This window comes from Bradyrhizobium sp. Kon69 (genome assembly GCF_055807515.1).
In genome coordinates this window covers 157,136-183,380 of sequence record NZ_JBVVOS010000007.1, presented here as the reverse complement: position 1 = coordinate 183,380, position 26,245 = coordinate 157,136, and the positions used below count along the sequence as shown (strand labels likewise).

At 62.3% G+C, this 26,245-nt stretch carries 28 protein-coding genes, 1 tRNA gene and 1 pseudogene; 14 read left to right on the top strand and 16 right to left on the bottom strand.

Annotation, left to right across the window (positions count from 1 at the left end; all coding sequences use genetic code 11):
- Positions 1-82: 82 nt before the first annotated feature.
- The 8 genes from ugpB (at position 83) to AC0L3U_RS12120 (ending at position 6,268) form a co-directional block, all read left to right on the top strand.
- On the top strand, positions 83-1,399 hold the full coding sequence (gene ugpB / locus AC0L3U_RS12155; RefSeq protein WP_473361906.1) for a sn-glycerol-3-phosphate ABC transporter substrate-binding protein UgpB: 1,317 nt from the start codon (positions 83-85) through the stop codon (positions 1,397-1,399).
- A 45-nt stretch (positions 1,400-1,444) separates the two neighbouring features.
- Entirely contained in the window at positions 1,445-2,326 is an 882-nt protein-coding gene (gene ugpA, locus AC0L3U_RS12150) for a sn-glycerol-3-phosphate ABC transporter permease UgpA (protein WP_007603953.1), read from the top strand.
- Positions 2,326-3,174, top strand: coding sequence for a sn-glycerol-3-phosphate ABC transporter permease UgpE (gene ugpE / locus AC0L3U_RS12145; protein ID WP_473361905.1), 849 nt, complete (start codon positions 2,326-2,328; stop codon positions 3,172-3,174). The genes ugpA and ugpE overlap by 1 nt, the downstream gene beginning before the upstream one ends.
- Before the next feature lie 5 nt (positions 3,175-3,179).
- Positions 3,180-4,268, top strand: a complete 1,089-nt coding sequence (locus AC0L3U_RS12140; RefSeq protein ID WP_473361904.1) for a sn-glycerol-3-phosphate import ATP-binding protein UgpC — start codon at positions 3,180-3,182, stop codon at positions 4,266-4,268.
- A gap of 340 nt (positions 4,269-4,608) precedes the next feature.
- Positions 4,609-5,034: an Hsp20 family protein gene (locus AC0L3U_RS12135; RefSeq protein ID WP_007598583.1), complete on the top strand. Its 426-nt coding sequence runs from the start codon at positions 4,609-4,611 to the stop codon at positions 5,032-5,034.
- Between the two features lie 51 nt (positions 5,035-5,085).
- On the top strand, positions 5,086-5,358 hold the full coding sequence (locus tag AC0L3U_RS12130) for a BQ00720 family protein (RefSeq protein ID WP_007598581.1): 273 nt from the start codon (positions 5,086-5,088) through the stop codon (positions 5,356-5,358).
- Positions 5,359-5,483: 125 nt separating this feature from the next.
- Positions 5,484-5,777 carry a type II toxin-antitoxin system Phd/YefM family antitoxin gene (locus AC0L3U_RS12125; protein ID WP_473361903.1) on the top strand — a complete coding sequence of 98 codons (294 nt, stop codon included), beginning with the start codon at positions 5,484-5,486 and terminating at the stop codon, positions 5,775-5,777.
- Positions 5,774-6,268 (top strand): PIN domain-containing protein, encoded by a 495-nt coding sequence (locus AC0L3U_RS12120; RefSeq protein ID WP_473361902.1) that lies wholly within the window; start codon positions 5,774-5,776, stop codon positions 6,266-6,268. Before AC0L3U_RS12125 ends, AC0L3U_RS12120 begins: the two co-directional genes overlap by 4 nt.
- Before the next feature lie 51 nt (positions 6,269-6,319).
- On the opposite strand, the gene AC0L3U_RS12115 is transcribed toward AC0L3U_RS12120, so the two are convergent.
- From AC0L3U_RS12115 to AC0L3U_RS12065, 11 genes and pseudogenes are all read right to left on the bottom strand, one after another.
- Positions 6,320-7,432, bottom strand: a complete 1,113-nt coding sequence (locus AC0L3U_RS12115) for a tetratricopeptide repeat protein (RefSeq protein ID WP_473361901.1) — start codon at positions 7,430-7,432, stop codon at positions 6,320-6,322.
- A gap of 104 nt (positions 7,433-7,536) precedes the next feature.
- A pseudogene (locus AC0L3U_RS12110) lies at positions 7,537-7,662 on the bottom strand (transcriptional regulator); the annotation flags it as partial.
- A 411-nt stretch (positions 7,663-8,073) separates the two neighbouring features.
- Positions 8,074-8,535 (bottom strand): PTS IIA-like nitrogen regulatory protein PtsN, encoded by a 462-nt coding sequence (gene ptsN, locus AC0L3U_RS12105; RefSeq protein ID WP_027514736.1) that lies wholly within the window; start codon positions 8,533-8,535, stop codon positions 8,074-8,076.
- 238 nt (positions 8,536-8,773) lie between these two features.
- A complete protein-coding gene (hpf, locus tag AC0L3U_RS12100) occupies positions 8,774-9,379 on the bottom strand; it encodes a ribosome hibernation-promoting factor, HPF/YfiA family (RefSeq protein ID WP_473288273.1) in 606 nt (201 codons plus the stop codon).
- A gap of 81 nt (positions 9,380-9,460) precedes the next feature.
- Positions 9,461-11,074 carry an RNA polymerase factor sigma-54 gene (gene rpoN, locus AC0L3U_RS12095; protein WP_473361900.1) on the bottom strand — a complete coding sequence of 538 codons (1,614 nt, stop codon included), beginning with the start codon at positions 11,072-11,074 and terminating at the stop codon, positions 9,461-9,463.
- 91 nt (positions 11,075-11,165) lie between these two features.
- Positions 11,166-12,176: an LPS export ABC transporter ATP-binding protein gene (lptB, locus tag AC0L3U_RS12090; RefSeq protein WP_473361899.1), complete on the bottom strand. Its 1,011-nt coding sequence runs from the start codon at positions 12,174-12,176 to the stop codon at positions 11,166-11,168.
- 256 nt (positions 12,177-12,432) lie between these two features.
- Positions 12,433-13,143: an LptA/OstA family protein gene (locus tag AC0L3U_RS12085; RefSeq protein ID WP_473361898.1), complete on the bottom strand. Its 711-nt coding sequence runs from the start codon at positions 13,141-13,143 to the stop codon at positions 12,433-12,435.
- A 5-nt stretch (positions 13,144-13,148) separates the two neighbouring features.
- A complete protein-coding gene (lptC, locus tag AC0L3U_RS12080; protein ID WP_473361897.1) occupies positions 13,149-13,877 on the bottom strand; it encodes an LPS export ABC transporter periplasmic protein LptC in 729 nt (242 codons plus the stop codon).
- A 144-nt stretch (positions 13,878-14,021) separates the two neighbouring features.
- A complete protein-coding gene (locus tag AC0L3U_RS12075) occupies positions 14,022-14,636 on the bottom strand; it encodes a ribonuclease D (RefSeq protein WP_473361896.1) in 615 nt (204 codons plus the stop codon).
- A 119-nt stretch (positions 14,637-14,755) separates the two neighbouring features.
- Positions 14,756-16,270: a glycosyltransferase family protein gene (locus tag AC0L3U_RS12070; protein WP_473361895.1), complete on the bottom strand. Its 1,515-nt coding sequence runs from the start codon at positions 16,268-16,270 to the stop codon at positions 14,756-14,758.
- Entirely contained in the window at positions 16,267-17,790 is a 1,524-nt protein-coding gene (locus tag AC0L3U_RS12065) for a hypothetical protein (RefSeq protein ID WP_473361894.1), read from the bottom strand. Before AC0L3U_RS12065 ends, AC0L3U_RS12070 begins: the two co-directional genes overlap by 4 nt.
- 539 nt (positions 17,791-18,329) lie before the next feature.
- Here AC0L3U_RS12065 and AC0L3U_RS12060 point away from each other — a divergent pair.
- Positions 18,330-18,815, top strand: a complete 486-nt coding sequence (locus tag AC0L3U_RS12060) for a lysozyme inhibitor LprI family protein (protein WP_473361893.1) — start codon at positions 18,330-18,332, stop codon at positions 18,813-18,815.
- A gap of 487 nt (positions 18,816-19,302) precedes the next feature.
- Positions 19,303-19,647, top strand: a complete 345-nt coding sequence (locus AC0L3U_RS12055; RefSeq protein ID WP_473288266.1) for a response regulator — start codon at positions 19,303-19,305, stop codon at positions 19,645-19,647.
- Here the strand turns inward: AC0L3U_RS12055 and AC0L3U_RS12050 are convergent.
- Together AC0L3U_RS12050 and AC0L3U_RS12045 are read right to left on the bottom strand one after the other, a co-directional pair.
- Positions 19,644-19,988, bottom strand: a complete 345-nt coding sequence (locus tag AC0L3U_RS12050; protein ID WP_473288265.1) for a response regulator — start codon at positions 19,986-19,988, stop codon at positions 19,644-19,646. The two genes, AC0L3U_RS12055 and AC0L3U_RS12050, sit on opposite strands and share 4 nt — an antisense overlap.
- Before the next feature lie 54 nt (positions 19,989-20,042).
- The gene (locus AC0L3U_RS12045; protein WP_473361892.1) at positions 20,043-20,258 is read right to left on the bottom strand and encodes a hypothetical protein; all 216 of its coding nucleotides are present in this window, start codon (positions 20,256-20,258) and stop codon (positions 20,043-20,045) included.
- Between AC0L3U_RS12045 and AC0L3U_RS12040 the strand changes: the two genes are divergently transcribed.
- From AC0L3U_RS12040 to AC0L3U_RS12030, 3 genes are all read left to right on the top strand, one after another.
- Positions 20,257-20,562 carry a hypothetical protein gene (locus AC0L3U_RS12040; protein WP_473361891.1) on the top strand — a complete coding sequence of 102 codons (306 nt, stop codon included), beginning with the start codon at positions 20,257-20,259 and terminating at the stop codon, positions 20,560-20,562. The genes AC0L3U_RS12045 and AC0L3U_RS12040 overlap by 2 nt on opposite strands.
- Positions 20,563-21,158: 596 nt before the next feature.
- The gene (locus AC0L3U_RS12035; protein WP_473361890.1) at positions 21,159-23,339 is read left to right on the top strand and encodes a PAS domain-containing sensor histidine kinase; all 2,181 of its coding nucleotides are present in this window, start codon (positions 21,159-21,161) and stop codon (positions 23,337-23,339) included.
- Complete coding sequence (locus AC0L3U_RS12030; RefSeq protein ID WP_473288261.1) at positions 23,332-23,697, top strand: response regulator; 366 nt, start codon at positions 23,332-23,334, stop codon at positions 23,695-23,697. Before AC0L3U_RS12035 ends, AC0L3U_RS12030 begins: the two co-directional genes overlap by 8 nt.
- Positions 23,698-23,736: 39 nt before the next feature.
- Here the strand turns inward: AC0L3U_RS12030 and AC0L3U_RS12025 are convergent, their stop codons facing one another.
- Together AC0L3U_RS12025 and AC0L3U_RS12020 are read right to left on the bottom strand one after the other, a co-directional pair.
- Positions 23,737-23,865, bottom strand: a complete 129-nt coding sequence (locus tag AC0L3U_RS12025; protein WP_473361889.1) for a hypothetical protein — start codon at positions 23,863-23,865, stop codon at positions 23,737-23,739.
- A gap of 220 nt (positions 23,866-24,085) precedes the next feature.
- Positions 24,086-24,172, bottom strand: a tRNA-Leu gene (locus AC0L3U_RS12020).
- A gap of 163 nt (positions 24,173-24,335) precedes the next feature.
- Here AC0L3U_RS12020 and AC0L3U_RS12015 point away from each other — a divergent pair.
- Positions 24,336-25,301, top strand: a complete 966-nt coding sequence (locus AC0L3U_RS12015; RefSeq protein ID WP_473361888.1) for a complex I NDUFA9 subunit family protein — start codon at positions 24,336-24,338, stop codon at positions 25,299-25,301.
- 64 nt (positions 25,302-25,365) lie between these two features.
- Here AC0L3U_RS12015 and AC0L3U_RS12010 read toward each other — a convergent pair whose 3' ends face one another.
- A complete protein-coding gene (locus AC0L3U_RS12010) occupies positions 25,366-26,172 on the bottom strand; it encodes an undecaprenyl-diphosphate phosphatase (RefSeq protein ID WP_027566187.1) in 807 nt (268 codons plus the stop codon).
- Positions 26,173-26,245 lie beyond the last annotated feature (73 nt).

Below are 26,245 nucleotides of genomic sequence, written 5' to 3'. Positions count from 1 at the left end.
GTCATGTGAACGTCATATGGCGCTGCTAGCGCAAGCGATCATTTTTGACGGCCCAAGAGAACGGCCAAGGGAGGTTTACTTGATGGCTCTTAGACACTTTGGAGCGGCTGCCGCTATTGCGCTCACGGTTGGACTATCGGCCTCGCCGGCCTTGGCCGCGACCGAAATCCAGTGGTGGCACGCGATGACCGGCGCCAACAACGACGTCATCGTCAAGCTCGCCACCGATTTCAACGCGTCGCAGAGCGACTACAAGGTGATCCCGACCTACAAGGGCAACTATCCCGATACGATGAACGCCGGCATCGCGGCGTTCCGCGCCGGCAACGCCCCGCACATCATGCAGGTGTTCGAAGTCGGCACCGCGACCATGATGGCCGCGACCGGCGCCGTGAAGCCCGTCTACAAGCTGATGGCCGACGCCGGCGAGAAGTTCGACCCCAAGATCTACCTGCCCGCCATCACCGGCTACTATTCGACGTCGAAGGGCGAGATGCTCTCATTCCCCTTCAACTCGTCCTCGACCGTGATGTGGGTCAACCTCGACGAGCTGAAGAAGGCGAATGTCGAGATCCCGAAGACCTGGCCCGAGACGTTCGAGGCCGCCAAGAAGCTGAAGGCTGCCGGTCACGACACCTGCGGTTTCTCCGGCTCCTGGGTCACCTGGGTCAACCTCGAGCAGCTCTCGGCCTGGCACAACGTGCCGCTCGCCAGCAAGGCCAACGGCCTCGACGGCTTCGACACCGTGCTCGAGTTCAATGGACCGCTTCAGGTCAAGCACCTCGAAACCCTGGTCGAGCTGCAGAAGACCAAGACGTATGATTACGCCGGCCGCACCAATACCGGCGAGGGTCGCTTCACCTCCGGCGAGTGCCCGATCTACCTGACCTCGTCGGCGTTCTTCGGCAACGTCAAGGCGCAGGCCAAGTTCGCCTTCACCGCCGTGCCGATGCCGTATTATCCTGATATCAAGGGCGCACCGCAGAACTCGATCATCGGCGGCGCTTCGCTGTGGGTGATGGGCGGCAAGTCGGCCGAGGAATACAAGGGCGTCGCAAAGTTCCTGACCTTCCTCTCGGACACCGACCGCCAGGTCTATATCCACAAGGCCTCGGGCTACCTGCCGATCACCAAGGCGGCCTACGCCAAGGCCAAGGAAGAGGGCTTCTACAAGGATCAGCCCTATCTCGAGACCCCGCTGCTCGAGTTGACCAACAAGGAGCCGACCGAGAATTCGCGCGGTCTGCGCCTCGGCAACATGGTGCAGCTGCGTGACGTCTGGTCGGAAGAGATCGAGCAGGCGCTGGCCGGCAAGAAGACCGCCAAGCAGGCTCTGGATTCCGCGGTCGAGCGCGGCAACACGATGCTGCGGCAGTTCGAAAAGACCGCCGTAAAATAAGGCGAAGACGCCGGCAGGCCGCACGGCCTGCCGGCGTCGCCCATCATGCAAAAGCAAGCCATTTTCCAGTCAAGACTGTTACCGTACGCGCTGGTTGCGCCGCAGCTCGCGATCGTCCTGATTTTCTTCTATTGGCCGGCGCTGCAGGCGGTGATCCAGTCCTTCCTGCTCCAGGATGCGTTTGGGCTGTCGACCACCTTTGTCTGGTTCGAGAATTACATCGAGCTGTTCAAGGACGCGGCCTATTTCGAGGCGATCGTCCGAACGTTCTTGTTCTCGTTCGCCATCGCCGTCTCGTCGCTGTCCTTTGCGCTGCTGCTCGCCGTGATGGCGGACAAGCCGCTGCGTGGCTCGATGCTCTACCGCACGCTCCTGATCTGGCCCTATGCGGTGGCGCCGCCCGTGGTCGGCGTGCTCTGGATTTTCATGCTGCATCCCTCGCTCGGCGTGCTCTCGCGCTATCTGCGCAACATGGGCATCGACTGGAATCCGCTGCTCGACGGCGACCAGGCCGCGGCGCTGATCATCCTCGCCGCCGCGTGGAAGCAGATCTCCTACAATTTCCTGTTCTTCCTCGCCGGCCTGCAGGCGATCCCGAAGAGCGTGTTCGAGGCCGCCGCGATCGACGGCGCCCGTCCGATGCGGCGGTTCTGGACCGTGACCTTCCCGCTGCTGTCGCCGACCATCTTCTTCCTGCTGGTGGTCAACATCGTCTACGCCTTCTTCGACACCTTCGGCATCATCGACACGATGACCCGCGGCGGTCCCGGAACGTCCACGGTCACGCTGGTCTACAAGGTCTATTCCGACGGCCTGCTCGGCGGCAATCTCGGCAGCTCGGCGGCGCAGTCGGTGATCCTGATGGTCATGGTCATCGTGCTCACCGGAATCCAGTTCCGCTTCGTCGAACGCAAGGTGACCTACTGATGGTCGAGGAAGAGGGCTTCCGGCGCTACGTCGCCCACGCCATTTTGTGGATCGGGATCGCGATCGTCGCCTTCCCGGTCTACGTCGCGTTCGTCGCCTCGACCCAGGACAACGCGCTGATCGCCAACGGGCAGATGTCGCTGTTGCCGGGCGGTCATTTCTTCGAGGTCTACTACCAGACCATTTTCGTCGGCACGAGCGGCTCGACCCGCGAGCCCGTCGGCAACATGATGCTGAACTCGCTGGTGATGGCGCTGCTGATCGCGGTCGGCAAGATCGCGATCTCGATCATCTCGGCCTATGCGATCGTGTACTTCCGCTTTCCGTTCCGGATGCCGATCTTCTGGATCATCTTCATCACCCTGATGCTGCCGGTCGAGGTCCGCATCTATCCGACCTACAAGATCGTCGCCGATCTGCACATGCTCGACAGCTATGCGGGCCTGTCACTGCCGCTGATCGCCTCGGCCACGGCGACGCTGCTGTTCCGCCAGTTCTTCATGACGGTGCCGGACGAGCTGCTGGAGGCCTCGCGCATCGACGGCGCCGGTCCGCTGCGCTTCTTCTGGGATACGCTGCTGCCGCTGTCGCGCACCAACATGGCGGCGCTGTTCGTGATCCTCTTCATCCTCGGCTGGAATCAATATCTCTGGCCGCTGCTGATCACCACCCGCGACGACATGCAGACCATCCAGGTCGGCATCCGCAAGATGATCACCACCACCGACGCGCTGACCGAATGGCCGATCGTGATGGCGACCGCCGTGCTGGCGATGCTGCCGCCGGTTTTCGTCGTCGTCGTGATGCAGAAATTGTTCGTGCGCGGACTCGTGGAGACGGAAAAGTAGATCCCATGGCTAACGTCACCCTGCGCAACGTCCGCAAGACCTATCCCGGCGGCTTCGAGGCCATCAAGGGCGTCAACGTCGATGTCGGCGACGGCCAGTTCTGCGTGCTGGTCGGTCCCTCCGGCTGCGGCAAGTCGACATTGCTGCGCATGGTCGCAGGGCTCGAAACCGTCACCGGCGGCGAGATCGACATCGGCGGCCGCATCGTCAACCAGATCGAGCCCGCCGACCGCGACATCGCGATGGTGTTCCAGAACTACGCGCTCTATCCGCATATGAGCGTCTTCAACAACATGGCCTACGGCCTGCGCAACCGCGGCATGAAGGAGGCCGAGGTCAAGACCCGCGTCGATGAAGCCGCGCGCGTGCTCGAGCTCACGTCGATGCTGGAGCGCAAGCCGCGCCAGCTCTCCGGCGGCCAGCGCCAGCGCGTCGCCATGGGCCGCGCCATCGTGCGCCAGCCGAAAGTGTTTCTGTTCGACGAGCCGCTGTCCAACCTCGACGCGAAACTCCGCATCGCGATGCGGGTCGAGATCCGCAAATTGCAGCGCCGGCTCAACACCACGTCGATCTACGTCACCCACGACCAGCTGGAGGCGATGACGCTCGCCGACATTCTCGTGGTGATGAATGGCGGCCAGGTCGAGCAGGTCGGCAATCCGCTCGCGATCTACGAGAAGCCGGCGACAACCTTCGTCGCCTCCTTCATCGGGGCGCCACCGATGAACCTGATGTCGACGCGGCCCGAGGAGATCCGGTCGCAGCTCGCCGGCGGCGGCGCGGCTGACGCCGGAATCCTCGGCATTCGCCCGGAAGATTTCGTCATCACCGACCAGACCCCCGCCGACGGCGTCGTATTGCCGCTCACCGTGGAAGCGATCGAGCGCGTCGGCGCCGAAACCTTCGTCTACGGCACGCGGGCTCAGGACGAGCAGCGCATCGCCGCCAATCCCGGCGAACTGCCGCCCGGCGAGGTCATCGTCCGCATCCCCGGCTCAGAGGCGCCGCCGATTGGCGCGAGCATCCGCGTCGCAGCGGTGCGGCAAAAGCTGCATCTGTTCAGCGGCGACGGCCGGACGCGGATCGAGGCCTGACCGGTTCCGAAGGGCTCTCGATTAAAAAACGCGAAAACAACCCCATGCACAGTAGAAGGGGGTTTGTTTTCGTTGAGAGAATTCGGCCGGCTAACTCGTCGTCATGCCCGGGCTTGTCCCGGGCATCCACGTTCTTCACGCGCGAGTAAAGGTCGTGGATGGCCGGGACAAGCCCGGCCATGACGATGCGGAAGCAACGGTGCACGTAAGCGGAAATGGCCCATCCACAGCCCCCGGCTACGTCCTTGAACCCACACGCGGATATGCCCATATTGCTGATCAAGGGGTGCCTGTACGGGCCCTGATGCACCAAAGTCGCTTCGAGAGGACTTTGTAAACTATGTCTCGTGTTCCCACGCTTTCCAGTCCGTTCCTTTTGGGCTTCGACGAGATCGAGCGCGTGCTCGATCGGGTCGTCAAAGGTGCCGACGGTTACCCTCCCTACAATATCGAGAGGTGCGACCGGTCGGAGGGCCAGCCCGAGCGGTTGCGAATCACGCTGGCGGTCGCCGGATTCACCCGCGACCAACTCGATGTAACCATTGAGGAAAACCAGCTCGTCATTCGCGGACGGCAGCAGGACGACAAGACCCGGCAATACATCCATCGCGGCATCGCCGCGCGCCACTTCCAGCGCACTTTCGTGCTGGCGGAGGGGATGCTGGTGCTGGGTGCGGATCTGAAGAACGGATTGCTGGCGATCGATCTAGCCCGGCCGGAACCGGAGAGGATCGTTAAGACAATCGCTATCAATGAGCACGAATAATGGAACGAGTAGCGGACTCGACCGCTTAGTTTCTGTGAAGGAGTCGAGACCATGAGTGAAGGTCACGTTGCGTTCGAATACGAAGCCAAGAACGTCTCGCCAGAGACGCTGGCAACCCTCGGCGAAGGCCATATCGCCTATGTGAAGCAGATCCGCTCCGAGGATGTGCCGGGCCTGTTTCCCGAAGCGCCGAAGATCGCGCCGGGCCTCAAGCTCTTCGCGCTCCACGCCGCCGACGGCACGCCGATCATGCTGACCGACAGCCGCGAAGCCGCGATCGCCAACGCCTGGAGCAACGAGCTGCAAGCGGTGAGCGTGCACTGAGCACGCGCGCGTCGCACGAATAGAGTTTCAAGCGGGCATGCCTTCGCAGGAAGGCGTGCCCGTTTTGCTTTGACGGCCGAATTCGGATACTCTAAATTCTGGTTGATCCGACCAGAAGGCACAGCATGTCGACAAAGCGTCCCTCGCCGAAGAAGCGCCCCCAATCCGGGCGATGGAGCCTTCAGGATGCGAAGACTCACCTCAGCCAGATCGTCAGGGAGGCCCAACGCACCGGACCGCAGCGCGTTACGCTGCACGGGAAGGACGCCGCGGTTATTATCGCGGCAGAGGAATTCGATCGCCTCCAACGTCCCGTGAGCGGCCGCGACATCGTTTCGGTCCTTGCCAAATCGCCGTTGGGCGATGTGGAATTTGAACGCCTGACGATCAAATCCAAAGTTCGGGACGTCGAGCTTTGAGAGGATGGCTGCTCGATACCAATGTGGTTTCGGAACTACGCCGGCCCAAACCCAATCCTGACGTTGCCGATTTTGTCGCCAGCCAAAACGGCGATGATCTCTATGTCACCGAGGTCACCTTCGCCGAAATCGTCTACGGCATCGAACAACTGTCCGATCCCACCAGACGCGCAGACCTTCGATCGTGGTTAGACAACACGCTGCGACCGCTGTTTGCGGGGCGGGTTCTTCCCATCACCGAAGATGTCATCGTGCGGTGGAAAACGATGGTCGTCGAGGGCCGCAAGCGCCACCATACGTTCGGGCAGCCTGACTTGTTCATCGCGGCTATCGCCGCGCTACAGGATCTGATTGTTGTAACACGTGATATCGACGAATTCGTCGAAGCGCGCGTGCCGGTGTTTGATCCGTGGACGCACAAATTCTACTGCCACGGCGACGAGACGCTCATGCGGCCACCCGTGACCCTCGAAGCGATATCGAGTTTGTAGCAAAGCAGATCGTCCCAAGCCCCACGGAAGATGGCGGCCCCGGCTCCGCGGTCACTTCACAAAGCCAAGTCCTTCGCGCGCCGTGTCCACGGCCCATTTGTCGCTCAGTGGCAGCGCGAGCACGCTGTTGAAGCCCGCGCGCGCATGTTTTGGGTCGGACATCATCATGTAGAGGAGGGCACGATTGACCAAGGCGAGCTGGCTGTTCGGATCGAGCCGGATCGCCTCGTTGTAGTCGGCGAGCGCGCGATCGTGCTGTCCGATGTCCCGAAACAGACCGGCGCGACTGTTGTAGGCCTCCCAATTCCCCGGCTGTAATCGGATTACTTCGTCGAAATCGGCAAGGGCGCGTTTGTCGTCGCCCTTTCCGTGCAGGACGACGCCGCGAACGAGATAGGCCCTTGCGAAAGACGGTCTCATCCTCGTCACGTCATCCAGTTCCCGGATGGTGCTGTCGGCATCGTCCTTCTTCAGGAACACCATGGCCCGGCAGTAGTGGCCGCCGGCATTTCCGGGTTCCAGGCGGACGGCGCTGTCGCAATCGTCCAGAGCTGCATCGATCTCGCCCTTGTGGGAGCGAATGGTGCTTCGCAACTCGTAGGGCCAGGCGGCGGCCGGATTGCGCTGCATCGCCTCGCTGTAATCGGCGACGGCGTGATCGGTGTCGCCCTTCGCTGCATACGCCTCCCCTCGCATGACGAGCGCACGGTAAGCCTGCTTGGGGCTGCGTTCGATGGCCTCGGTGAAGCCGGCGATCGCGCGATCGAAATCGCCCCTGCTGAAATACTCTTCGGCGCGCGAGGTGTAGGACGGCCCATAAGCTGGATCGAGGCGAATGGCCTCGTTGTAGTCGATCATGGCGTGATCGCCATCGCCCTTCGCCGAATAGGCGCGACCGCGGCAATTATAGCCCCGCCCGAAATTCGGATCGATCCGGATCGCGGCGCTGCAATCCTCGAAGGCGCGATTCCAGTCGTGCTTGATGTAGTAGGCTTCGCCGCGCAGCTCGTAAGCGACCGCATTGGTTGCATCGGCTGCAATGATCTCGGTCTTCTCCGCGATGACGCGGTCGTTGGACGCCTCGTCGGCGCGGGCGACAGCGGTGGCGACAATGGTGATGGAGCAAAGCAGACCGAAAACCCGCCCGATCGAACCGCACATCATCTTGCAAAATCCCCGCGCCGAAAACCGTGCCGGAGACGATCTCTCGCAGCGCCCGGCTGCACAATATGTCGCAGACGGCGCTGTGTCGGTTCGAGGGAGAAGGGTTACGCCGCGGTCGCTGGCGGCAGCGCGAGCACCGAATAGATCGCTTGCGCATCGCGCGAGGCGCGGAGCTTCTTGGCGATGTCCTGGTCGCGGAGGAGACGGGCGATGCGCGCCAGTGCCTTCACTGCTGGCTATCAGCCGAAAGGCGACGAGCCACGCTCAATCAGAGGCGCGATGCATTCTAGATTTGCCTGATAATCGATATCACCATGCAAAACAGCATCATGGTTCCCCACCCAAGCGCGACCCAGTAGAAACACACGCAGGCCCCGAAAACTGTCTCGTTGCTTGTACGCGTTACATAGCCATTGCGGCTCCAAACTTTTCCCTTGGTACTCGCAAGCCGCAACTGCCAAACCACGCCGGCCAACCATCCGAGCATGCCAACGAGTACGAGGAATTCAATCAAGCACCAGCCCCCTTGCGAAGTCTGTGAGACATGCCCCAGTCACAGCGGCTCCAAACTTTCCCCTGGAAAGCGTCGGCAAAGCTGGTCGATGAAATAGAGCCACATACGAACGAGTGGCTATAGCCTACTACGCCGCAGTCGCCGGCGGCAGCGCGAGCACCGAATAGATCGCCTGGGCGTCGCGCGAAGCGCGGAGCTTCTTGGCGATGTCCTGGTCGCGGAGGAGACGGGCGATGCGGGCCAGTGCCTTCAAATGATCGGCGCCGGCGCCTTCGGGGGCGAGCAGCAGGAAGACGAGATCGACCGGCTGGCCGTCCATCGATTCGAAATCGATCGGACGATCGAGACGGGCGAACAGGCCGAAGATCTTTTCCAGCTTGGGCAGCTTGCCGTGGGGAATGGCGACGCCGTAGCCGACCGCGGTGGTGCCGAGCTTTTCACGCTGCAGGAGCACCTCGAACACGGAACGCTCGTTCTGCCCGGTCAGCTCGGCGGCCTTGGCCGCGAGTTCCTGAAGCGCCTGCTTCTTGCTGTTGACCTTCAATGCCGGGAGAATCGCCTCGGGCGCGACCAGATCGGTAATCGGCATGGAAGTCTTCCGAGGTGAATGAAAACGTCAGGTTCCGAATTGGCCAGCCTGGACAAAGAACCTGGGCGGGCCGACGTCAAGAAGTTGAAGCAGGAGGCGGACTTAGCTCGCCCCTGATGTGGGGGGCTTCTACTCCAACGCAATCCCGGTGCCAACTCCCGCGTGCAGCTTTGCCCCGGTCATTGTTAAGGCGGAAAGAGGCCCCCGGCGCGAGGCCGCAGGGTGTCGCCCAGCGGCCTCAGGCCTTGCCGTCCGCCTTGACCCCCGGGGGGTCGATCCAGCCGACATTGCCGTCCGCCCGGCGGTAAATGATGTTCACCCGGCCCGAGGAGCCGTGCTGAAACACCAGGCAGGGCGCCCCGCTGAGGTCGAGTTCCATGACCGCTTCGCTGACGGACAGCGGCTTCAGCGAGGTGGTGGCCTCGGCGATGATGACGGGGCTGTAGCCGGTGATTTCGTCCTCGTCCTCACCTTCGCCCGGGGCCTCCAGCACGTAGCTGGTGGCATCCATGGCGGCCAGCGCCGCGGAGGCGACATGGGCCTTGCGGGCGGAGCGGTCCTTGAGCCGGCTCTTGTAGCGCTTGAGCCGCTTCTCGATCATCACCAGGGCCTGGTCGGCACTGGCATAGGCATCCGGTGCGTTCGAATCGGCCTCGAGCGTGATTCCCGAATCGAGATGCAGCGCGCAGTCGGTGCGGAAGCCGAAGCCGTCCTTGCTCAGCGTGATGTGGCCGGAATAATTGCCGTCGAAATATTTGCGCAAGACCTCTTCAGTCCGGTCGGTGACGCGGCCGCGCAGGGCCTCGCCGACATTGACGCTCTTTCCCGAGATGCGGAGAGTCATGTGAACCTCGCTTGGTCCGTGCCTGGCCTGGATTCGGGCCCGATAGCAGATCGAGAGTAGCGCGATTTGGCGCCGGCGCAATCAGGCCGGTTCGGGATTGCGGGAGCGATCGGCCATGGCGGTGGAGAGGACGTTACCAAGAGCGCTCTGCTTGTCGCGACGGCGTTGCACCGAGGAAGGAATGCGCATGGCTTCGCGGTACTTCGCGACCGTGCGGCGGGCGATATCAATGCCCGAGCCGCGCAAGCGTTCCACGATGGTGTCGTCGGACAGGATCGCGGACGGCGCCTCCGCATCGATCAGCAGCTTGATGTGGTGACGCACGGCTTCCGCCGAATGCGCCTCGCCGCCATCGGCCGAGGCGATCGAGGCCGTGAAGAAATATTTCAGCTCGAACGTGCCGCGATTGGTCGCCATGTATTTGTTGGCGGTGACGCGCGACACCGTGGATTCATGCATCTGGATGGCGTCGGCGACGGCCTTTAGATTCAGCGGCCGCAGATGCGCGACGCCATGGGTGAAGAAGCCGTCTTGCTGGCGCACGATCTCGGTTGCGACTTTCAGGATGGTGCGGGCGCGCTGGTCGAGCGCGCGCACCAGCCACGTCGCGTTCTGAAGCGCGTCGGTGAAATAGGATTTGTCGCCGTCCTTGCCGATCTTCTTCGAGAGCTGCGAATAGTAGGTCTGGTTGACCAGCACGCGCGGCAAGGTGTCGCTGTTGAGCTCGACATGCCAGCCGCCGTCGGGACCCGGGCGGACATAGACATCGGGCACCATGGTCTGGAGTCGGGCCGTGCCGAACTTCATGCCGGGCTTGGGATTGAGCCGGCGGATCTCGCCGATCATGTCGGCGATGTCCTCGTCGTCGACGCCGCAGAGCTTGCGCAAGGCCGCGACGTCGCGCTTGGCGAGGAGATCGAGATGCTCGACCAGGGCCTGCATCGCGGGATCGTAGCGGTCGAGCTCGCGGAGCTGGATCGCCAGGCATTCGCTCAGATTGCGCGCGCAGACGCCGGGCGGATCGAATTTTTGCAGCACGGCAAGAACGTTCTCGACGTCCTGCTGCGATGCGCCGAGCCGTTCGGCGGCCTGGCCGAGATCGCCCGGCAAATAGCCGGCCTCGTCGACGAGGTCGATCAAATACTGGCCGATCATGCGCTGCGCGGCGCCGGTGAAGGCAACCGAGAGCTGCTCGGCGAGATGGTCGCCGAGCGTCATCTCCGCGGCGACGAAGGCTTCGAGATTGTAGTCCTCGTCACCGGAGGCGCCGCCGCCCCATTCGGTATACGTGGTCGGCGCCGCATCCTGGGCGTTGCGCGCGGCCGCCTCGGCCGGTTCCTCGGAGAAGACGTTGTCCAGCCCGGTGTCCATGGTCTGCTCGATCTCGGCGCGGGTGCCGAGATCCTTGCTCATCCACTCTTCCTGGCCGGGCTCGAAGGCTTCGCCCGGGCCGCCGCCCGGCTCGTCGTTGTGGCCGCCATCGCTGTCGTTGAACTGGCCGGTCTCGGCCGGGCCCTCGCCCGCAGGCGGCTCGTCATTGGCCCGCTCCAGCAGGGGGTTACGCTCGAGTTCCTCTTCCACGAAGGTCGTGAGATCGAGATTGGACAATTGCAGCAGCTTGATCGCCTGCATCAACTGCGGCGTCATGACCAGCGACTGCGATTGCCGGAACTCTAATCTCTGCGAAAGCGCCATGAAGCAAGAACCGATCCCAAAAAGTTGGTCCGATTTTTGCTTATCCTAGTCCAAGCCCGATGTACACGTCTTGACGAATTGGAAAAACGGGCTAGAGGCGGAATTCCTCGCCAAGGTAAAGGCGGCGCACGTCCGGATCGGCCACGATCTCGTCCGGGCTCCCCTCGGTCAGGATCTCACCGGCATAGACGATGTAGGCGCGATCGGTAAGGCCGAGCGTCTCGCGCACATTGTGGTCGGTGATCAGCACGCCGATGCCGCGGTTGGTGAGATGGCGAACGAGGTCCTGGATGTCGCCGACCGCGATCGGATCGATGCCGGCAAAGGGCTCGTCGAGCAGCATGTAGTTCGGACGCGTCGCCAGCGCACGCGCGATTTCGACGCGGCGGCGCTCACCGCCGGACAGCGCGATCGACGGCGATTTCCGCAGGCGCGTGATGTTGAATTCGTCGAGCAGCGAGTCGAGCTGCTGCTCGCGCTTCTTGCGCGAGGGCTCGACCACTTCGAGCACGGCGCGGATGTTCTGCTCGACGGTAAGGCCGCGGAAGATCGAGGCTTCCTGCGGCAGATAGCCGATGCCGAGCCGCGCGCGCTGATACATCGGCAGCTTGGTGACGTCGTGGCCGTCGAGCTCGATCGCGCCGCGATCGGCCTTGATCAGGCCGGTGATCATGTAGAACACGGTGGTCTTGCCGGCGCCGTTCGGGCCGAGCAGGCCGACCGCTTCGCCGCGGCGCACATAGATGCTGACGCCGCGCACGACCTGGCGGCTGCCAAAACTCTTTTCCACGCTATGCACAGCCAGGAAGCCCGGCCTCTTCAAGAGCTGCGGCCCGCCGGAACCATTTGGCCTGCTGGCAGCCCGCACGGGGTGAACCGCCTGGGCCCGGGGCGGCTCGGCCTGATAGTCGCCTTGGAAATCCCCTTGGAATTGATCGGGCGCATGCATCGGCTGGTTACGGGCGATCGGCGGCGCGTCCCTGACCGGGCTGGCCACGAGACCGCCGACGCTGTCACCGAGCGCGGTGATGTCCTGGCGCGCAAATCCTGGCCGGCCGCGTTTGGCGGGGCGCCGACGGAACATGCTGAAGAGATCGACCATCCCCGCCTTCTAGCCTTTCGCGACGATCCTGCGCGGTTTTCGCGCGATCTGCCGCGCCGGCCTCAGGATTCGCCGACGCAGCATGAATGAAGGGATGTCTCATGCCCAGTGAAACACGCCCGAAAAGCGGCGAACCGCGCTTCGAAAGCCCTTCGCGCTAGATACAGTCTCGGCGGGCAAGCTTCAACCTCGGATCGGGAGGGATCGGCCCAACCATCTGAAATCATTCTTCAAATTTACTTTGACTGGCTTCAGCTCATTTGGGCTTGGTTGCACCAGGCAATTGCAGAGGTCCCGCGCCGGGCTTGCCCGCGCCTCCGGATCCGCAATCATTGCCGCCGCCCTGCGGCAGCAGCGCCTGCACCCGGCCGCTGTCGGATTCCACACGCGACACGCCCGTGGTCATATCGACCGCCAGCCGGTCGCCGCGCAGCACGTTCTTGCACTGCGTCAAGACGACGCCGCCAAGCATGGTGATGAGGTTGGTGCGGGTGTCGAACACGGCGGTCTCGCCCGTCACCACCTGGTCCTTCTGGGTGACGACGACATTGCCGCGGGCCTCCAGCCGCTTGATCGAGGAGTTGCCGCCCGGGCCCGGCGTCGCCGACTGCATCGGCGCCCCCTTTGCCGCCTTTGCCGCAGGCTGTGGCGTGGCCGGCTTGTCGCCGCCCGAATCGTAAAACACCACCAGCGTCTTCGAGGTCATGGTGGTGTCGCCCTGGATGACCTTCACATTGCCGGAGAAGGTCGCTTCCTTTTTCTTGTCGCGCATCTCGAGCGAGGCGGCTTCGATCTGGATCGGCTGATCGCGGTTCTGCGAGAAACCCTGCATCGCGTTGGGTACGCCTTGCATCGTGCTCTGCGCGCTTGCCACACCCGTTGCGACCAGTGCGATGCCGACGGCGAGCGCGGCTGCACCAGGGATGACGCGCCGCTTGTCGTCGTTGCGCGGGAAAAACCTGATCATGAAAATCACTTTGAATTGGCGGACTTGTTCTGGGGCGTACGTGTCTTCGCCGCCGGAGCGGGTTCGGCCGGCGCAGGCGCGCTGGCGGCGGGATCGTCCAGCTTGTCGAGGTGCATCACCACATTGCCTTCGAAGCGGATGACGTCGCCGCCTTCCGTGATCCGCAGCCGATCGGCGGTCAGCGTTCCGTTGGTCAGCTTGACGTCGACATGCTCATCCGAGGAGACGGTGCCCTTGCCCATGTCGACGAAGGCCGAGTTCAGCCGCGCCTCGTAGCCGGTCGAGGTGCGCAGGAAGATGTCCTTGTGCAGATCGAGCTGCTGTTGCTTGTTGTCGAACCTTCCGGTGCGGGCATCGAGAAAGAGGGTCGATTGGTCTTCCATCAGCACTTTCGCGCGCAGATCATGGAGATCGACATGATCGGGATCGGTGATGTCCTGGGTCGCGGTCTTGGCCCAGAGCTCATAGGGCCGCTGATCCGGGGTGAAGCCAGACATATGCGGCGATTCCATCGTGATCTTGGTGCCTGTGACCACGAGATTTCCGGAGTCGAGCTTCACGGGGATCTGGAACGGGTTGAAGATGGTCGAGATGAGGACGAGCAGACCCATCGCCGCAGCCACTGTCGCCGGCACCGCGACGCGCAGAATCCGCACCAGGCGGCTGTGGCGCGCCGCGCTGGCGAACTTCGCCGCAAGCGCGGCGTCGTAGGTGACATTATGGGCCGAATTCACCTGGGCTCCTGAGGTGTCGCCCGCCTTGTCCGGCTGGCGGGCGCCCCATTGTAGCCGGCAACGCCAAAATATGCAGCCAGCGACAGGCCGTCACGAAAGTGTCTGAAACGGGGCGATCGCCCCACCCGGCCGCTACTCGAAACGCTAGGAATGCGCGAAAATGTCCTGTTCGGCCCAGCCCTGGAGATCGAGCAAGGCGCGGGTCGGCAGGAAGTCGAAACAGGCTTTGGCCAGCGCGGTGCGGCCTTCCCGCGCCAGCATGGCATCGAGCCGCTCGCGCAAGCCGTGCAGATGCAGCACGTCGGAGGCGGCATAGGCGAGCTGCGGCTCGGTCAGGCTGTCGGAACCCCAATCGCTCGATTGCTGCTGCTTGGAGAGGTCGACATTGAGCACCTCGCGCACGAGGTCCTTGAGGCCATGGCGGTCGGTATAGGTGCGGATCAGGCGGGAGGCGATCTTGGTGCAGTAGATCGGCCCGGTCATGACACCAAACGTCTGATACAGCACCGCGACGTCGAACCGCGCAAAGTGGAAGATTTTCGTGTTCGCGGGATTGGACAGCAGCGCCTTCAGGTTCGGCGCGTCGGTATGACCTTTGGGGATCTGCACCACGTCCGCGCTGCCGTCGCCGGGCGAGAGCTGCACCACGCAGAGCCGGTCGCGGTGCGGGTTCAGGCCCATGGTTTCGGTGTCGATCGCGACCGCTCCGGTGTAGCGGGACAGATCGGGCAGGTCGCCGCGGTGCAGGCGTACGGTCATGGCGTTTCAAACCTCAATCGAATCGGTGCGCTTTTGCAGGCTAATCCCCGGGACAGACGCTGGCGAGGGCCGGCCGCGATGTATCCGCTGGCAGCCGCCGGCGCAAGCATCTGGCGCGGCTAGTAGTTCAGGCGCACGAGCACGTCGTTGACGCCGAACGGGCTGGCCGGCGCATCGCAAGCGCCGCGCCGCGCGAAGACGCAGGCCGGCTTGTCATCGCTCATCGTCGCGCAACTTCGTGGCGAAAAATCCGTCGGTAATTCGCTGGCCAGGCTCGCCGGGCCTATGATGCGGTTGAACCCGCCCTGATGCGTCTTCACCACAGCCGGAAGTCGTCCCTTGGCCAGCGGGTCGTCCCGATAAAAGGAATAGATCGGCCGGCGGGCCGCGAGCTGCCCGCGTCCGGGCACAAAGGGATAGTTGATCCCGTACAGAGCCAGACCGCAGACTTCAGGATCGACCTCGAGCTCCGCCATCAGCTGGGCCACGCCGATGCCGCGCATCCAGTTGTCACGCATGATCAGCGTTGCGCCCGACAGACCGAGCGAGAGCAGCAGCCAGCCGCCACATATGACGGCAAGTGAGCGCCACGGGTTTTGCCGGCGCATCATCTGGACCCAATCGCCGGAGCCAAGTGCCGCCGCGATGATCAGCAGGGCGATCGACAGGAAAATGAAACGGTATTCCTTGTGCACGATCACGCTGTGAAACGCGACGTTGACGACGGCCGCGACGATCAGCAGGGGGGCATGTCGCCAGCCGCGCCAGAGCGCCAGCAGCATCAGCAGCGTCGCTCCCGACCACAGAATTGAAGCCTGGAGAATGTAAGCGGCCGCCGGCGCGTCACCGAATTCCGATGCGCGGTCATGCAGGAGGTTTTGCTGAATATTCCGGACGAGCCACGCAAACGGCGCTGAGCCGTGGGCCAGGTCGAGGGCGCCGGACAGCACCAGGACCACGCATCCGCCCGCGACCAGGGCGATCGCGTTTCGCAGGTCGCGCCAGCACGCCGCCAACGCAAACACCGCGCAAGCCGGCACATATTGAAAGCGCCAGACGCAGGCGAGAGCAAGCAATGCGCCCGCGGTGAAGAGCCGGTTTCGCGCCAGTTCGCCCGTCAGCAGATAGGCCGCCGGCAGGATCACGGCCGTCGCCAGCGGTTCGCTCAGCGTGTGGGGCGCGTAATAGACCAGCTCGAACCAGACCGCGGCGGCAAACGCCGCAACGACGGCATGCGACCTGGAGATGCGTTCGCCGAAATGCCAGGCCGTCACGACGATCGACAACGAGGCGAGCCCGACCACCAGGCGAGGCACGACGAAGGCGCCCCACCCGCCCGGCGCAAGCCAGTCGCCGAGAGCGACCGGCCCTGCGAACAAGGTCGGCAGAAACCAGCTCCGGATGCCGTCACGCCATTCCCAGGTGACGACCCCCTGATGGCCAAGCAGGCGCCAGGCCGGCTCCAGATATTGATACAGCTCGTCGACGTGAACGATGTTCGGCCAGAAGGCGAGCGGCAGCCGGACTGCCGCAGCCAGCAGCAGCAATGCGCACAAGGCGCCGTACCGCGTCGCGAAGCTTTCGGCTTTGACGGCGGGCGCCATGGCGGGCAGAGCTGCGGCGCTGGTCGTCATTGTTTTTTGGCTTCGCCAGCCAAACTGGATTGGGGCCTGACGTAAACGGTCACGTAAGCGCCGGTGTATTGCTCGCGCCAGCCTCGCCGCTCCACCAGGAACTGCCGCAGCTGTTCGTGCGCCTTGACCCACAGCACGGCGTCGATCCGGTATTTGTCGAGCACCATGTCCCATGCGGCTTCGTCGATTTCCCAGCTCACCAGCTTGAAATAATCGCGCAGCAGATCGTCCGGATAGGCGGTCGCGGCGCGGCCATCGACGAACGGGCGAACGGTGCCGTGCGTTGCGAAAATCAGGTAGCCGCCGACATTCCAATGGTTCAGGACCCGCGCATCGGTGAGATGCTTTTGCAGATAGCCGGCATCTTCGCTCGACAGCATCGTCGGGAGTGCGAGCGCCGGCGCAACGCGCAAGTAAGCCAGCGGCAGGGTGCCGAGACCGACGATGCCGGCGGCCAGCAACGCTCCGCGCACGTCAACGGCGGTGAGACGCCGAGGCAGCAAGCGGCTGAGGTGAAGCGCCATCGGCGCGGTGGAGAAGATGAAGAAGAACGCGATGTACCTGAACTGATACAATCCCAGAATCAGGAACAGCCAGGACATCAATCTCGGTTCGAGCGGGATGGGCCTGGAGTTTCTGTAGCGAAGCTCGAGCGCGACGAAAGCCAGCATGTACAGGATGCCCGGAATGCTGCCGGGTATTTGAATGTTGTCGTAGTAGGACCGCCATTCGGTAATATTACCCTGGACGAAGTGCCCCATCGTCGCGGCGGCGCCGGCATAGATATTCCAGCCGAGCGGATTGACGAATGTCGCAGCGAGGCACCCGATCCCGGCGAGAGCAAGGACCCTGAGATCGGCCCAGGCGCCTCTGAGCAAGGCGGCGCCGCAGAAGACGCCAATCACGAAAAAGCCGAGCAGGAAACCGCCGTGCAGATTGGCCCAAAACGCCATCAACACGGGAAGCACGAACCATCGCGTGCGTCGCAGGCATTCGCGATAGAAGACGACGCAGAACAACATCGTGCATGTATTCGGCGCGACCGCGAGATACATGTTCGGCGCAACTTCGTAGGCGGGATAGAGCAGGCAGGCGAGGAAGACCGCCACGCAAACCGCGATCGCCGAGGCGCCGTAGCCGAGAGAGATCGCAATCAGGATGCCGGCGATCGCTGCGCCACAGGCCACCGTCGACAGGACGAGGCCGCCGAAGCCCGCGTATTGAAGCGTCGCACTGGCAAGCGCGTCCCAGAGCCAGGACAGATTGAGCCACGGCTTGTCGCCGTGGGTGAACGACCAGGGGTCGTGGAGCGGGATGGCGTTGCGTTCCCGGATGAGATCCCCGGCCGCCAGATGCCAGCCCAGATCGTAATGACCGAGCAGAAGCGGCGCGTTCAAGACGTAGAACAGGCAAATGAACGAGATCAGGAACAGATAAATTCCCGATCTCAGGAAAAGCGCGCTGATCGCGTTCGCAACCTTGTCGAATGCCGGCTCGTGCCAGACCTGGTGCTGATCCACCGTTTCCCTCACGCCAAAGCGAGCCCGATGGCTCCGCGCTCGCCGACGGCCGGATGCGAGCCTGCCCGCTGACTTAGGGCCAGTTTGTCTAAAGTGGGGTAAATTCGGACGGTGCAATCGATGGGGTTTGGCGGAATGAAAATCGGCCCGACGGCCGGCTTCGAAAGCCTCCAAGCGGCTGTTCCGACTTGAAAATTTTAACGCCCAAGAGGCAGAACCCGTGCGTGCCTTAACCGGTCCCGCCGTCATTATTCGTCAGCGTAGCTCCTGTTCCACATTCAGGTGAACCAACGCTGGGCCTTCGATGACCAAAGTTGCATGTATCACCTATTGGTCGAAAATCTCGTAAGTCAGGTCAAGGCGCATTCAAAGGCATCGATTGGAGAGGGCGTAGCCGAAGCCGCATACCCCCTCGTTTTCCTTTCCCACGCGCCGTCCGGCCCTTCCGCCACACCCGCCGGTCTACCGTTTCGCTGAGCTTCATGCGCTCGCGCTGGTATTGTTTTCCATATTTTCGATGCGCCGAACGGAGATCTCCAATGAAGCTCAAACTTGCCGCCGCGATGCTCGCCGCAAGCCTCCCGCTCGCATCGATGGCTTTCGCCCAGGGCACCGCTCCAGCCGACCTTGCGGTGATCGATGTCTGCCTGAAGACCGCGGAGAAAACCGGCGGTTTCGGCGGCGCGTGCGTCGGACTCGTCGCCGACCCCTGCATCAAAGCGGCAGAGGGCGCGAATGACGATGTCGCCAAATGGAAAGCCTGCGCGGCGCGCGAACTCGCCGTTTGGACGCAGAAAACCAATGAGGCGCTAAAGAAAGTTCAGGCCGGCGGGTTCGCCGACGTGATCAAGGCGGTCAATGACTCGCAGAAAACTTTCGCCGCCTCGCGTGATCGCTTCTGCGCAGTCTTCGACAAGGTCGAGCCCGGCATGTACCTGGGCGACGCGAGCTACTGCCGCCTGCGCGAAACCGCGAACCGCTCGCTGAGCCTGATCAAGCTCGGCGCCGCGGTCAACGAGCACTGAGACCTCCTGAGCGACTGAAGCCAGCCGCCTCCAGATCGCCCGCGATCCGAACCGACCCGACGAGCGATTACTCCGGTGGGCGCAAACCGGATGAGGAAAGCCATTGGCTCATGTGCGAGCCGGTTTGGGGCGCTGCCCACTCCCTCAACTGCGTAAAGGTCCTTACAGTTCCTGCGGTCGAACTACGCCGCCAAATACATGACTGAGTGGGTCGCCGGGACCGTCGAATCCATCAGCATTGCTCACGGCCCATTCTCCGAAAGAAAAACCCGGCCAGCAGTACCGACCGGGTCAGTCAAGGGGAGGACGACAATGCGTCTTCTTATCCGGCAACGAGGCGTATTTTGAGCCGTTCCAACCCAAGTGCGAGTCGCTACCGCGCCGTGAAAACTTGATGATCCAGGTTAATCTCAAGCTCGGCTTCGCGGATGGCTCATGGGCCGGAACCCCACCCATTCGCATAAGTTAACTCCGTGAGGTAGTCTCCATGAGTCATACGGTTCTAGTAGTAGATGATGATCCGGGCGTATTGGACGTGATCGCATCCATGCTCGACGACCTTGGCTGCAAAGTCGTTTGTGCGCACAGCGGCCCGGAAGCTCTCGATACGTTGGCGAAGAATGAAGACGTTTCGATCCTCATCACGGACATCAACATGCCGGGTATGGACGGTCATGAGCTGGCCGAACTTGCCACGCGGGTTCGCCCGACACTGAAAGTTCTACAGCTATCGGGCCGAGAGCGAAGGCGTGATGGCTTCCCATTGCTCAGGAAACCGTTCTCTGAGGAAGACCTCGCTCGCGTCATGGAACAAACGACGGGACTTTGTTAGCGCAGCAGAGTCGCTAAACAGCGCTCAAGCTCGTCCATTGGGAATGGCTTTTGAAGCACGGGATAATCCTTGAAGCTCTTGGGTACGCCGCCCGCGCCGTATCCGCTCGCGAAGGCAAACGGAATTCCCCTGCCTCGTAGCGCTTCTGCGATGGGTTCAGAGCTATGGTCGCCAAGCTGTATGTCGAGAATGGCGGCATCCACGCCGGGTGCAGAGGCAAGCATAAGCCCGCCCTGCAAATCGTTAGCTTCACCCGCGACGGTATGACCTAGCTCCGCCAGCATGTCCGCGATCATCATGCGGATCAGCGCCTCGTCTTCCACCAAAAGCACTGACGCCATACCGCCCTACCCCACCACATCGCACTGATTAGCGTCTCAAGTGATGCCGTGTCGCTACTGTGCATTCCTCTTGGGCCAGTTGGCGGTGGCAAACGCCCGAAGACCGGCCGCACGAAGATCATTCAGCGTATGCTGGCCCTCCTCCGCCGCCCTCAAAAGATATTTAGCGATACGTTTTCGGATTTCGTGGTCGCCACCATTGGGAAGCTCGCGGCAGACCTCTTCTAGCACCACTTCCATGTTCGACTTGACGCGTTCGGATAGGCTCATGGCACCTGTCCTGTTCCTAGACCGGAACCTAATTTGCCGCAGCGTGTTTTCTTGTCAAGAGTGGCCGAGTCCATCCAGCCACCATGGTGTGCCGCTGCCGGAGATCGGGCAGATGATCGATGCTTTAATGCGCTACCTTGAAAGAGCCGTCGCGTTCGAGCGGCTTGCTGCCAATGAGAGCGCCCCTGATTTGAAAGCCAATCTCGAGCGCCAAGCGACAGCTTACCGAAAGCTGGCCGCGATGCGCGCGGAGGGGATGGGGCTTCCGCCGCCTAGCCAACCGTTGCAGCCGCCGCATCCTTGAGAGTGTCCAGGGATCCAGGACGCTCACAACGTCATTCCGTGCTTCCCCGTAGGTAGTGATCGGGAGCGCGGTCTGCCCCATGAGTGTTAGTTGACGCTGATGGACAATAAAAGCGCAGCCAACGGAACCGAAATGCCTCAAGTGTGGATTGCAGCCTCGGAAGTTTCAGACGTTCCTTGATCCACTAACAGGCCGCAGCCATCGGCTTTATCGCTGCGGTTGCGGACACCAAGCCTGGGATGATCGCGGCTCGTCGTCATGAGGCGGGAGCGACCCAGCTTTCACTTCCAAACCTCTTGCCGGCAATCATAGCAGCGATAGATCGGTAACTCGCACCTTACCGCAGCAGGGATCTTGCCATTTCAGGCGAATGGCCCGTTGCTCTAATCGCCTTCAGAATTCCCCCGCTACTACGCTTTTTCCCGCCGGAGACACCGCTGGAATAACAATGTGAACCGCGACTCCAGCTCGGCAAGGAACTATCCGCCCTCCGATGCGTTATGGCTTGTTCGGCGGCGCCAGCGGGGGAGTCCGCCGGTTTCCTCCTGAACAGAATGGCCCCACGGCGGCCTCCTCTCGCCCCGAGAGAACCTTCTATGTCCAATGTCGAGGAATTTCCGCTCTCGGCCCGTCGCCAGCCCACGGAGTTTGCGGCTCTGGTGGCGGCCGGCCAGATCGCGCTGGATGCCATTCCTGGGGCGGTTTACCTTTGCGATGCTGAGGGATTGCTGGTGGCCTACAACACCGAGGCGGTGAAATTGTGGGGCCGGAACCCTGCCAAAAAGGAGCGCTTCTGCGGTTCGCATCAACTGTACCTTCTTGACGGAAGTCCACTTGCCCGTAGCGACTGTCCTATGGCCACGGCAGTTCGTGTTGGAACGCCGACCCGCAATGCCGAAGTCATAATGGCGCGGCCGGACGGCTCTCGCTTTACGGCCCTAGTCAACATCCGAGCGTTGCGCGACCACTCGGGAAGCATCCAGGGCGCCATCAACTGCTTTCAAGACATCACTGAACGCAAGCAGATCGAAGAAGAAGTCCGACAGAAAACGCAGGACCTGGAGGATTTCTTCGAGAACAGCGCGGTCGGCCTTCATATCGTCAGCGGCGAAGGCATTGTCCTTCGAGCCAACCGAGCCGAGTTGACTCTGCTTGGGTACAGCGCCGAGGAGTACATTGGCCGCCACATCGCCGAGTTTCATGCCGACGCTCCGGTGATCGGCGACATCCTTCAGCGCCTGTCCTGCGGCCAGCCGCTCGATCGGTATCCCGCGCGGCTGCGGGCGCGTGATGGCTCCGTTAAGCATGTGCTGATTACCTCAAACAGCCGCTTCGTGGATGGCAAGTTCGTTAATACGCGCTGCTTCACCATTGACGTATCGAAACTGCATGCTGCTGAAGAGGCACGACAAGCAAGTGAAGCCCGTCTCGCGGCGACTTATGAGGCTGCGAGCGTCGGCATCTCCGAGACAGACCATAACGGGCGCTTCTTGCGGGTGAACGATTCCATATGCCGCATCACCGGCCATTCGCGCGACGAATTGCTTGGAATGACCTTCCTGGATTACACCGCGCCGGATGATCGGGCGGAGGACGCCGAGCAATATGCGCGCCAAGTTCGTGGTGATATCGGGAACTACACCACCCGCAAGCGTGTGTTGCGGCCTGACGGCTCCATGCGCCATCTCGATGTTTTCAGTTCGTCGGTACGGGATTCGGCTGGACGCTTTCTTTACGGCGTCCGTGTTGCCCAGGACGTCACCACCGCCAAACTGTTGGAAGATCGGTTGCGCGAAGGCGAGCAGCGCATGCGCGATCTCCTTGAGGCTCTGCCTGCCGCGATCTACACCACTGATGCTGAGGGGCGGATTAATTTCTTCAATCGGGCCGCGGTCGAGATGGCGGGGAGAACCCCCCAGCCTGGCGATGAATGGTGCGTAACCTGGAAGCTATATTGGCCTGACGGCTCGCCTCTGCCGCACAATGAATGCCCGATGGCAGTGGCGCTACGTGAAAACCGCCCAGTTCGCGGTGCCGAAGCAATTGCCGAACGCCCAGACGGCAGACGCGTCCCGTTCATTCCTTATCCGACGCCGCTGCGCGATTCGGAAGGAAACATGGTCGGCGCCATCAACATGCTTGTCGATATCAGCGAGCGCAAACAGGCCGAGAATGCCCAAAAGGTGCTCATCGACGAACTGAACCACCGTGTGAAGAACACGCTAGCCACGGTGCAGTCACTTGCGAGCCAGACGGCTCGCCATGCTGCAGATCTGCAAGAGTTTCTGCCGACATTCACGGGACGGCTGCTGGCCCTTGCCCGTGCCCATGACCTTCTCACGACACGCAATTGGCAGGATGCCCCTTTCCCACAGCTGGTTCACGATATCGTCGCGCCTGTCTCCGGCGGACAGGTTGTCATAGGTGGGCCGAACGTCAATTTGGACGCTCGTACCGCCCTGAGCGTCACCATGGTTCTCAACGAGCTTCTGACCAATGCGGCAAAGTACGGCTCATTGTCAGTGCCGAGCGGATCTGCTTCGCTAACCTGGAGTATCGTCGGCGGCGATCGGTCCCAGATCTCGCTAGAATGCGAATGGATCGAACGCGGTGGCCCACCAGTTGTAGCACCCAAGCGGCGAGGCTTCGGCACGCGGCTAATGGAACGCTGCGTCGAACATGATCTTGCCGGTGATTTCGACCTGGTCTTCGATCCAGAAGGGACGCGCTGCCGCATAGCATTTCCCATGAAGCTGACATCAGCTGCCAATGTCTGACGTAGCTGGCGTCAGGGTCCTCCTCGTTGAGGATGAAGGGTTGGTTGCGCTTATGATCGAAGACATGCTTGAGGAATTGGGCCTCAAGGTTGTTGCCTCTGCTGCCCATCTTGATAGGGCACGTGAGTTGGCGACCACGGGCTCATTCGATTTAGCGCTTCTGGATGTCAACTTGGCTGGAGAGTTTGTTTTCCCGGTAGCGCGCGTCCTGCGCGATCGAAGGATCCCATTCCTCTTCAGTACGGGCTACGGCGCACCTCCTTTGGAGGAGGAGTTCAGAGAAGTGCCCGCGATCGGCAAGCCATTCTCGGTAGACCAGTTGAGCGAAACATTGCGGACGCTTCTATCGCGTTCCTGAGGCTCTTCACCGTCTATCCTCCGCTGGGACGAGCTTTCGTCACTCAAGTTTCTCGGCGCTGACGTCCAGGATGAAGAGAGTGTTTTGAAACTCATCCTTAACTTCCATTCGCCATTCCCTGCCGGGCACCAGCTTTCCATCAATCCCTTGCAACGTCTGAGCCGCCATAACAGTCGCTTCTTTCCAAGCCGCGTGCCGCCGCGAGCGCCTGACGCGTCTTGACCTCGCTTGGCTCCGTGGTGCGAAGGGAGAACCGGACGGCCTGAGCGCCTTCGTTAAGCGTCACGAAAACGAAGCGGTCACCGAGCGGAATCGCCAGCTCGGAACCGACCGCTTTGTGCCCTGAAAGGCCTTATCTATCTGGATTTGCTTGCGATCCAGAATCGTATGGTGCCCAGGAAAGGACTCGAACCTTCACGGCCGTTAAGCCACTGGCACCTGAAGCCAGCGCGTCTACCAATTCCACCACCTGGGCATGCCGGTTAGGCACGGAGGCGGTTACTACGGTTCGGTGACGCGGTTGTCAATTCATGCTTGAACCCCGCTTCGGGATGCGGATTGCGCATCGCAAACCGGCCCGATACAAGCCTGACGAGGCGCACTCTTCCCGCAGGATATGGACCCCAGGAATGGATCCCATGGCATCGAATCTGGACACGCTCGTCACGGTTTTCGGCGGATCGGGGTTTTTGGGCCGGAATGTGGTCCGCGCGCTGTGCCGGCGCGACTACCGGGTCCGGGTCGCGGTGCGGCGGCCGGAGCTGGCCGGCTACCTCCAGCCGTCCGGCAAGGTCGGGCAGGTCCACACCGTGCAGGCCAACGTGCGCTATCCGGCCTCGATCGAGGCGGCACTGCGTGATTCGCATGTCGTGATCAATCTGGTCGGCATCCTCGCCGAGGGCGGCGCGCAGAGTTTTGACGCCGTCCAGGCCAAGGGCGCCGAGACCATCGCCAAGGCGGCGGCCGCCGCCGGGGCACAGCTGATCCATGTCTCGGCGATCGGCGCCGACGCGGAATCGCCCTCGCGCTATGCCAGGGCCAAGGCGGCCGGCGAAGCCGCAGTCATGGCCGCGGTGCCGTCGGCGACGATCTTCCGCCCCTCCGTGATGTTCGGCCCCGAGGACCAGTTCACCAATCGCTTCGCGGCACTGGCGCGGATGTCGCCGGTACTGCCGCTGATCGGCGCCGACACCAAGATGCAGCCGGTCTATGTCGGCGACGTCGCTACCGCAATCGCGGATGCCGTCGATGGCAAGTCCAAGGCGGGCGCCACCTACGAGCTCGGCGGCCCGGAAGTGCTGACCATGCGCGAGATCATCGAGGCCATTCTCGAGATCGCCGATCGCAAGCCGATGCTGATGCCGCTGCCGTTTGGCCTCGCCCGCTTCAAGGCCAACTTCCTGCAATTCGCGCCGGGCGCGCTGAAGCTGACGCCGGACCAGGTCACGCTGCTCGCGCGCGACAATGTCGTGTCGGACGCGGCGAAGGCCGCCGGCCTGACGCTGGAAGGCCTCGGCATCACGCCCGACTCGCTTGAAGCGATCGCCCCGCAATATCTCTGGCGTTTCCGCGCCGCCGGGCAATTCCAGCGCAAGAGCGCGTAGGTTTTTTTCACCTCTCCCCGTAAGAACGGGGCGAGGGAGTGCACCTCAGCCTTGCTTCAGAAGTTTACCGCCCCAGCGCCAGCGCGATCAGGCCGAGCGTGCCGACGATCACGCGCCACCAGGCGAACACCACGAAACCGTGGCGGGTGACGTATTCCAGGAACGTCTTCACCACGATGATCGCGGTGACGAACGACACCACGAAGCCGATCGCGACGATGCCCATGTGGTCCATCGTCATCTCGGAGCGGTTCTTGTAGAAATCGTAGGCGAACGCGCCGATCATGGTGGGAATGGCGAGGAAGAACGAGAACTCCGCCGCCGCGCGCTTGTCGGCCCCGAGGAACATCGCCGCGACGATGCTGGCACCGGAGCGCGACACGCCCGGGATCATCGCGATGCACTGCGCGATGCCGATATAGAGATACATCAGCAGCGGAAACCGGGTGGCGTCGTGCTCGCGCGCCTTGAGATCGAGCTTGTCGACCCAGAGCAGGATGGCGCCGCCGACGATCAGCGAGAAGCACACCACCCACGGATTGAACAGCATGCTCTTGATGTATTTGCCGGCGACGAGACCGACGACGACAGCGGGCAGGAACGCCACCAGCACGCCGATCACGAAGCGGCGTGCATAGGCGTCGCCCGTGAACATGCCGATTGCGACGTCCCACAATTTCTTGAAGTACAACACGACGATCGCGAGGATCGCGCCGAGCTGGATCAGGACCGTAAACGAATCCCAGAACGCACCTTCGCCGAGATGGAAGAAGCGCTCCGCCAGCAGCAAATGGCCGGTCGAGGACACGGGAAGGAACTCGGTCACACCCTCGATGATGCCGAGGATCACTGCCCGTATTGCATCTGACATATTTACGGTCCATTTCGGCTGGAAAAGCGGGGTTCTTCTCGCCCATCCGCTCCCTTGCTGCAATCGCAAAATG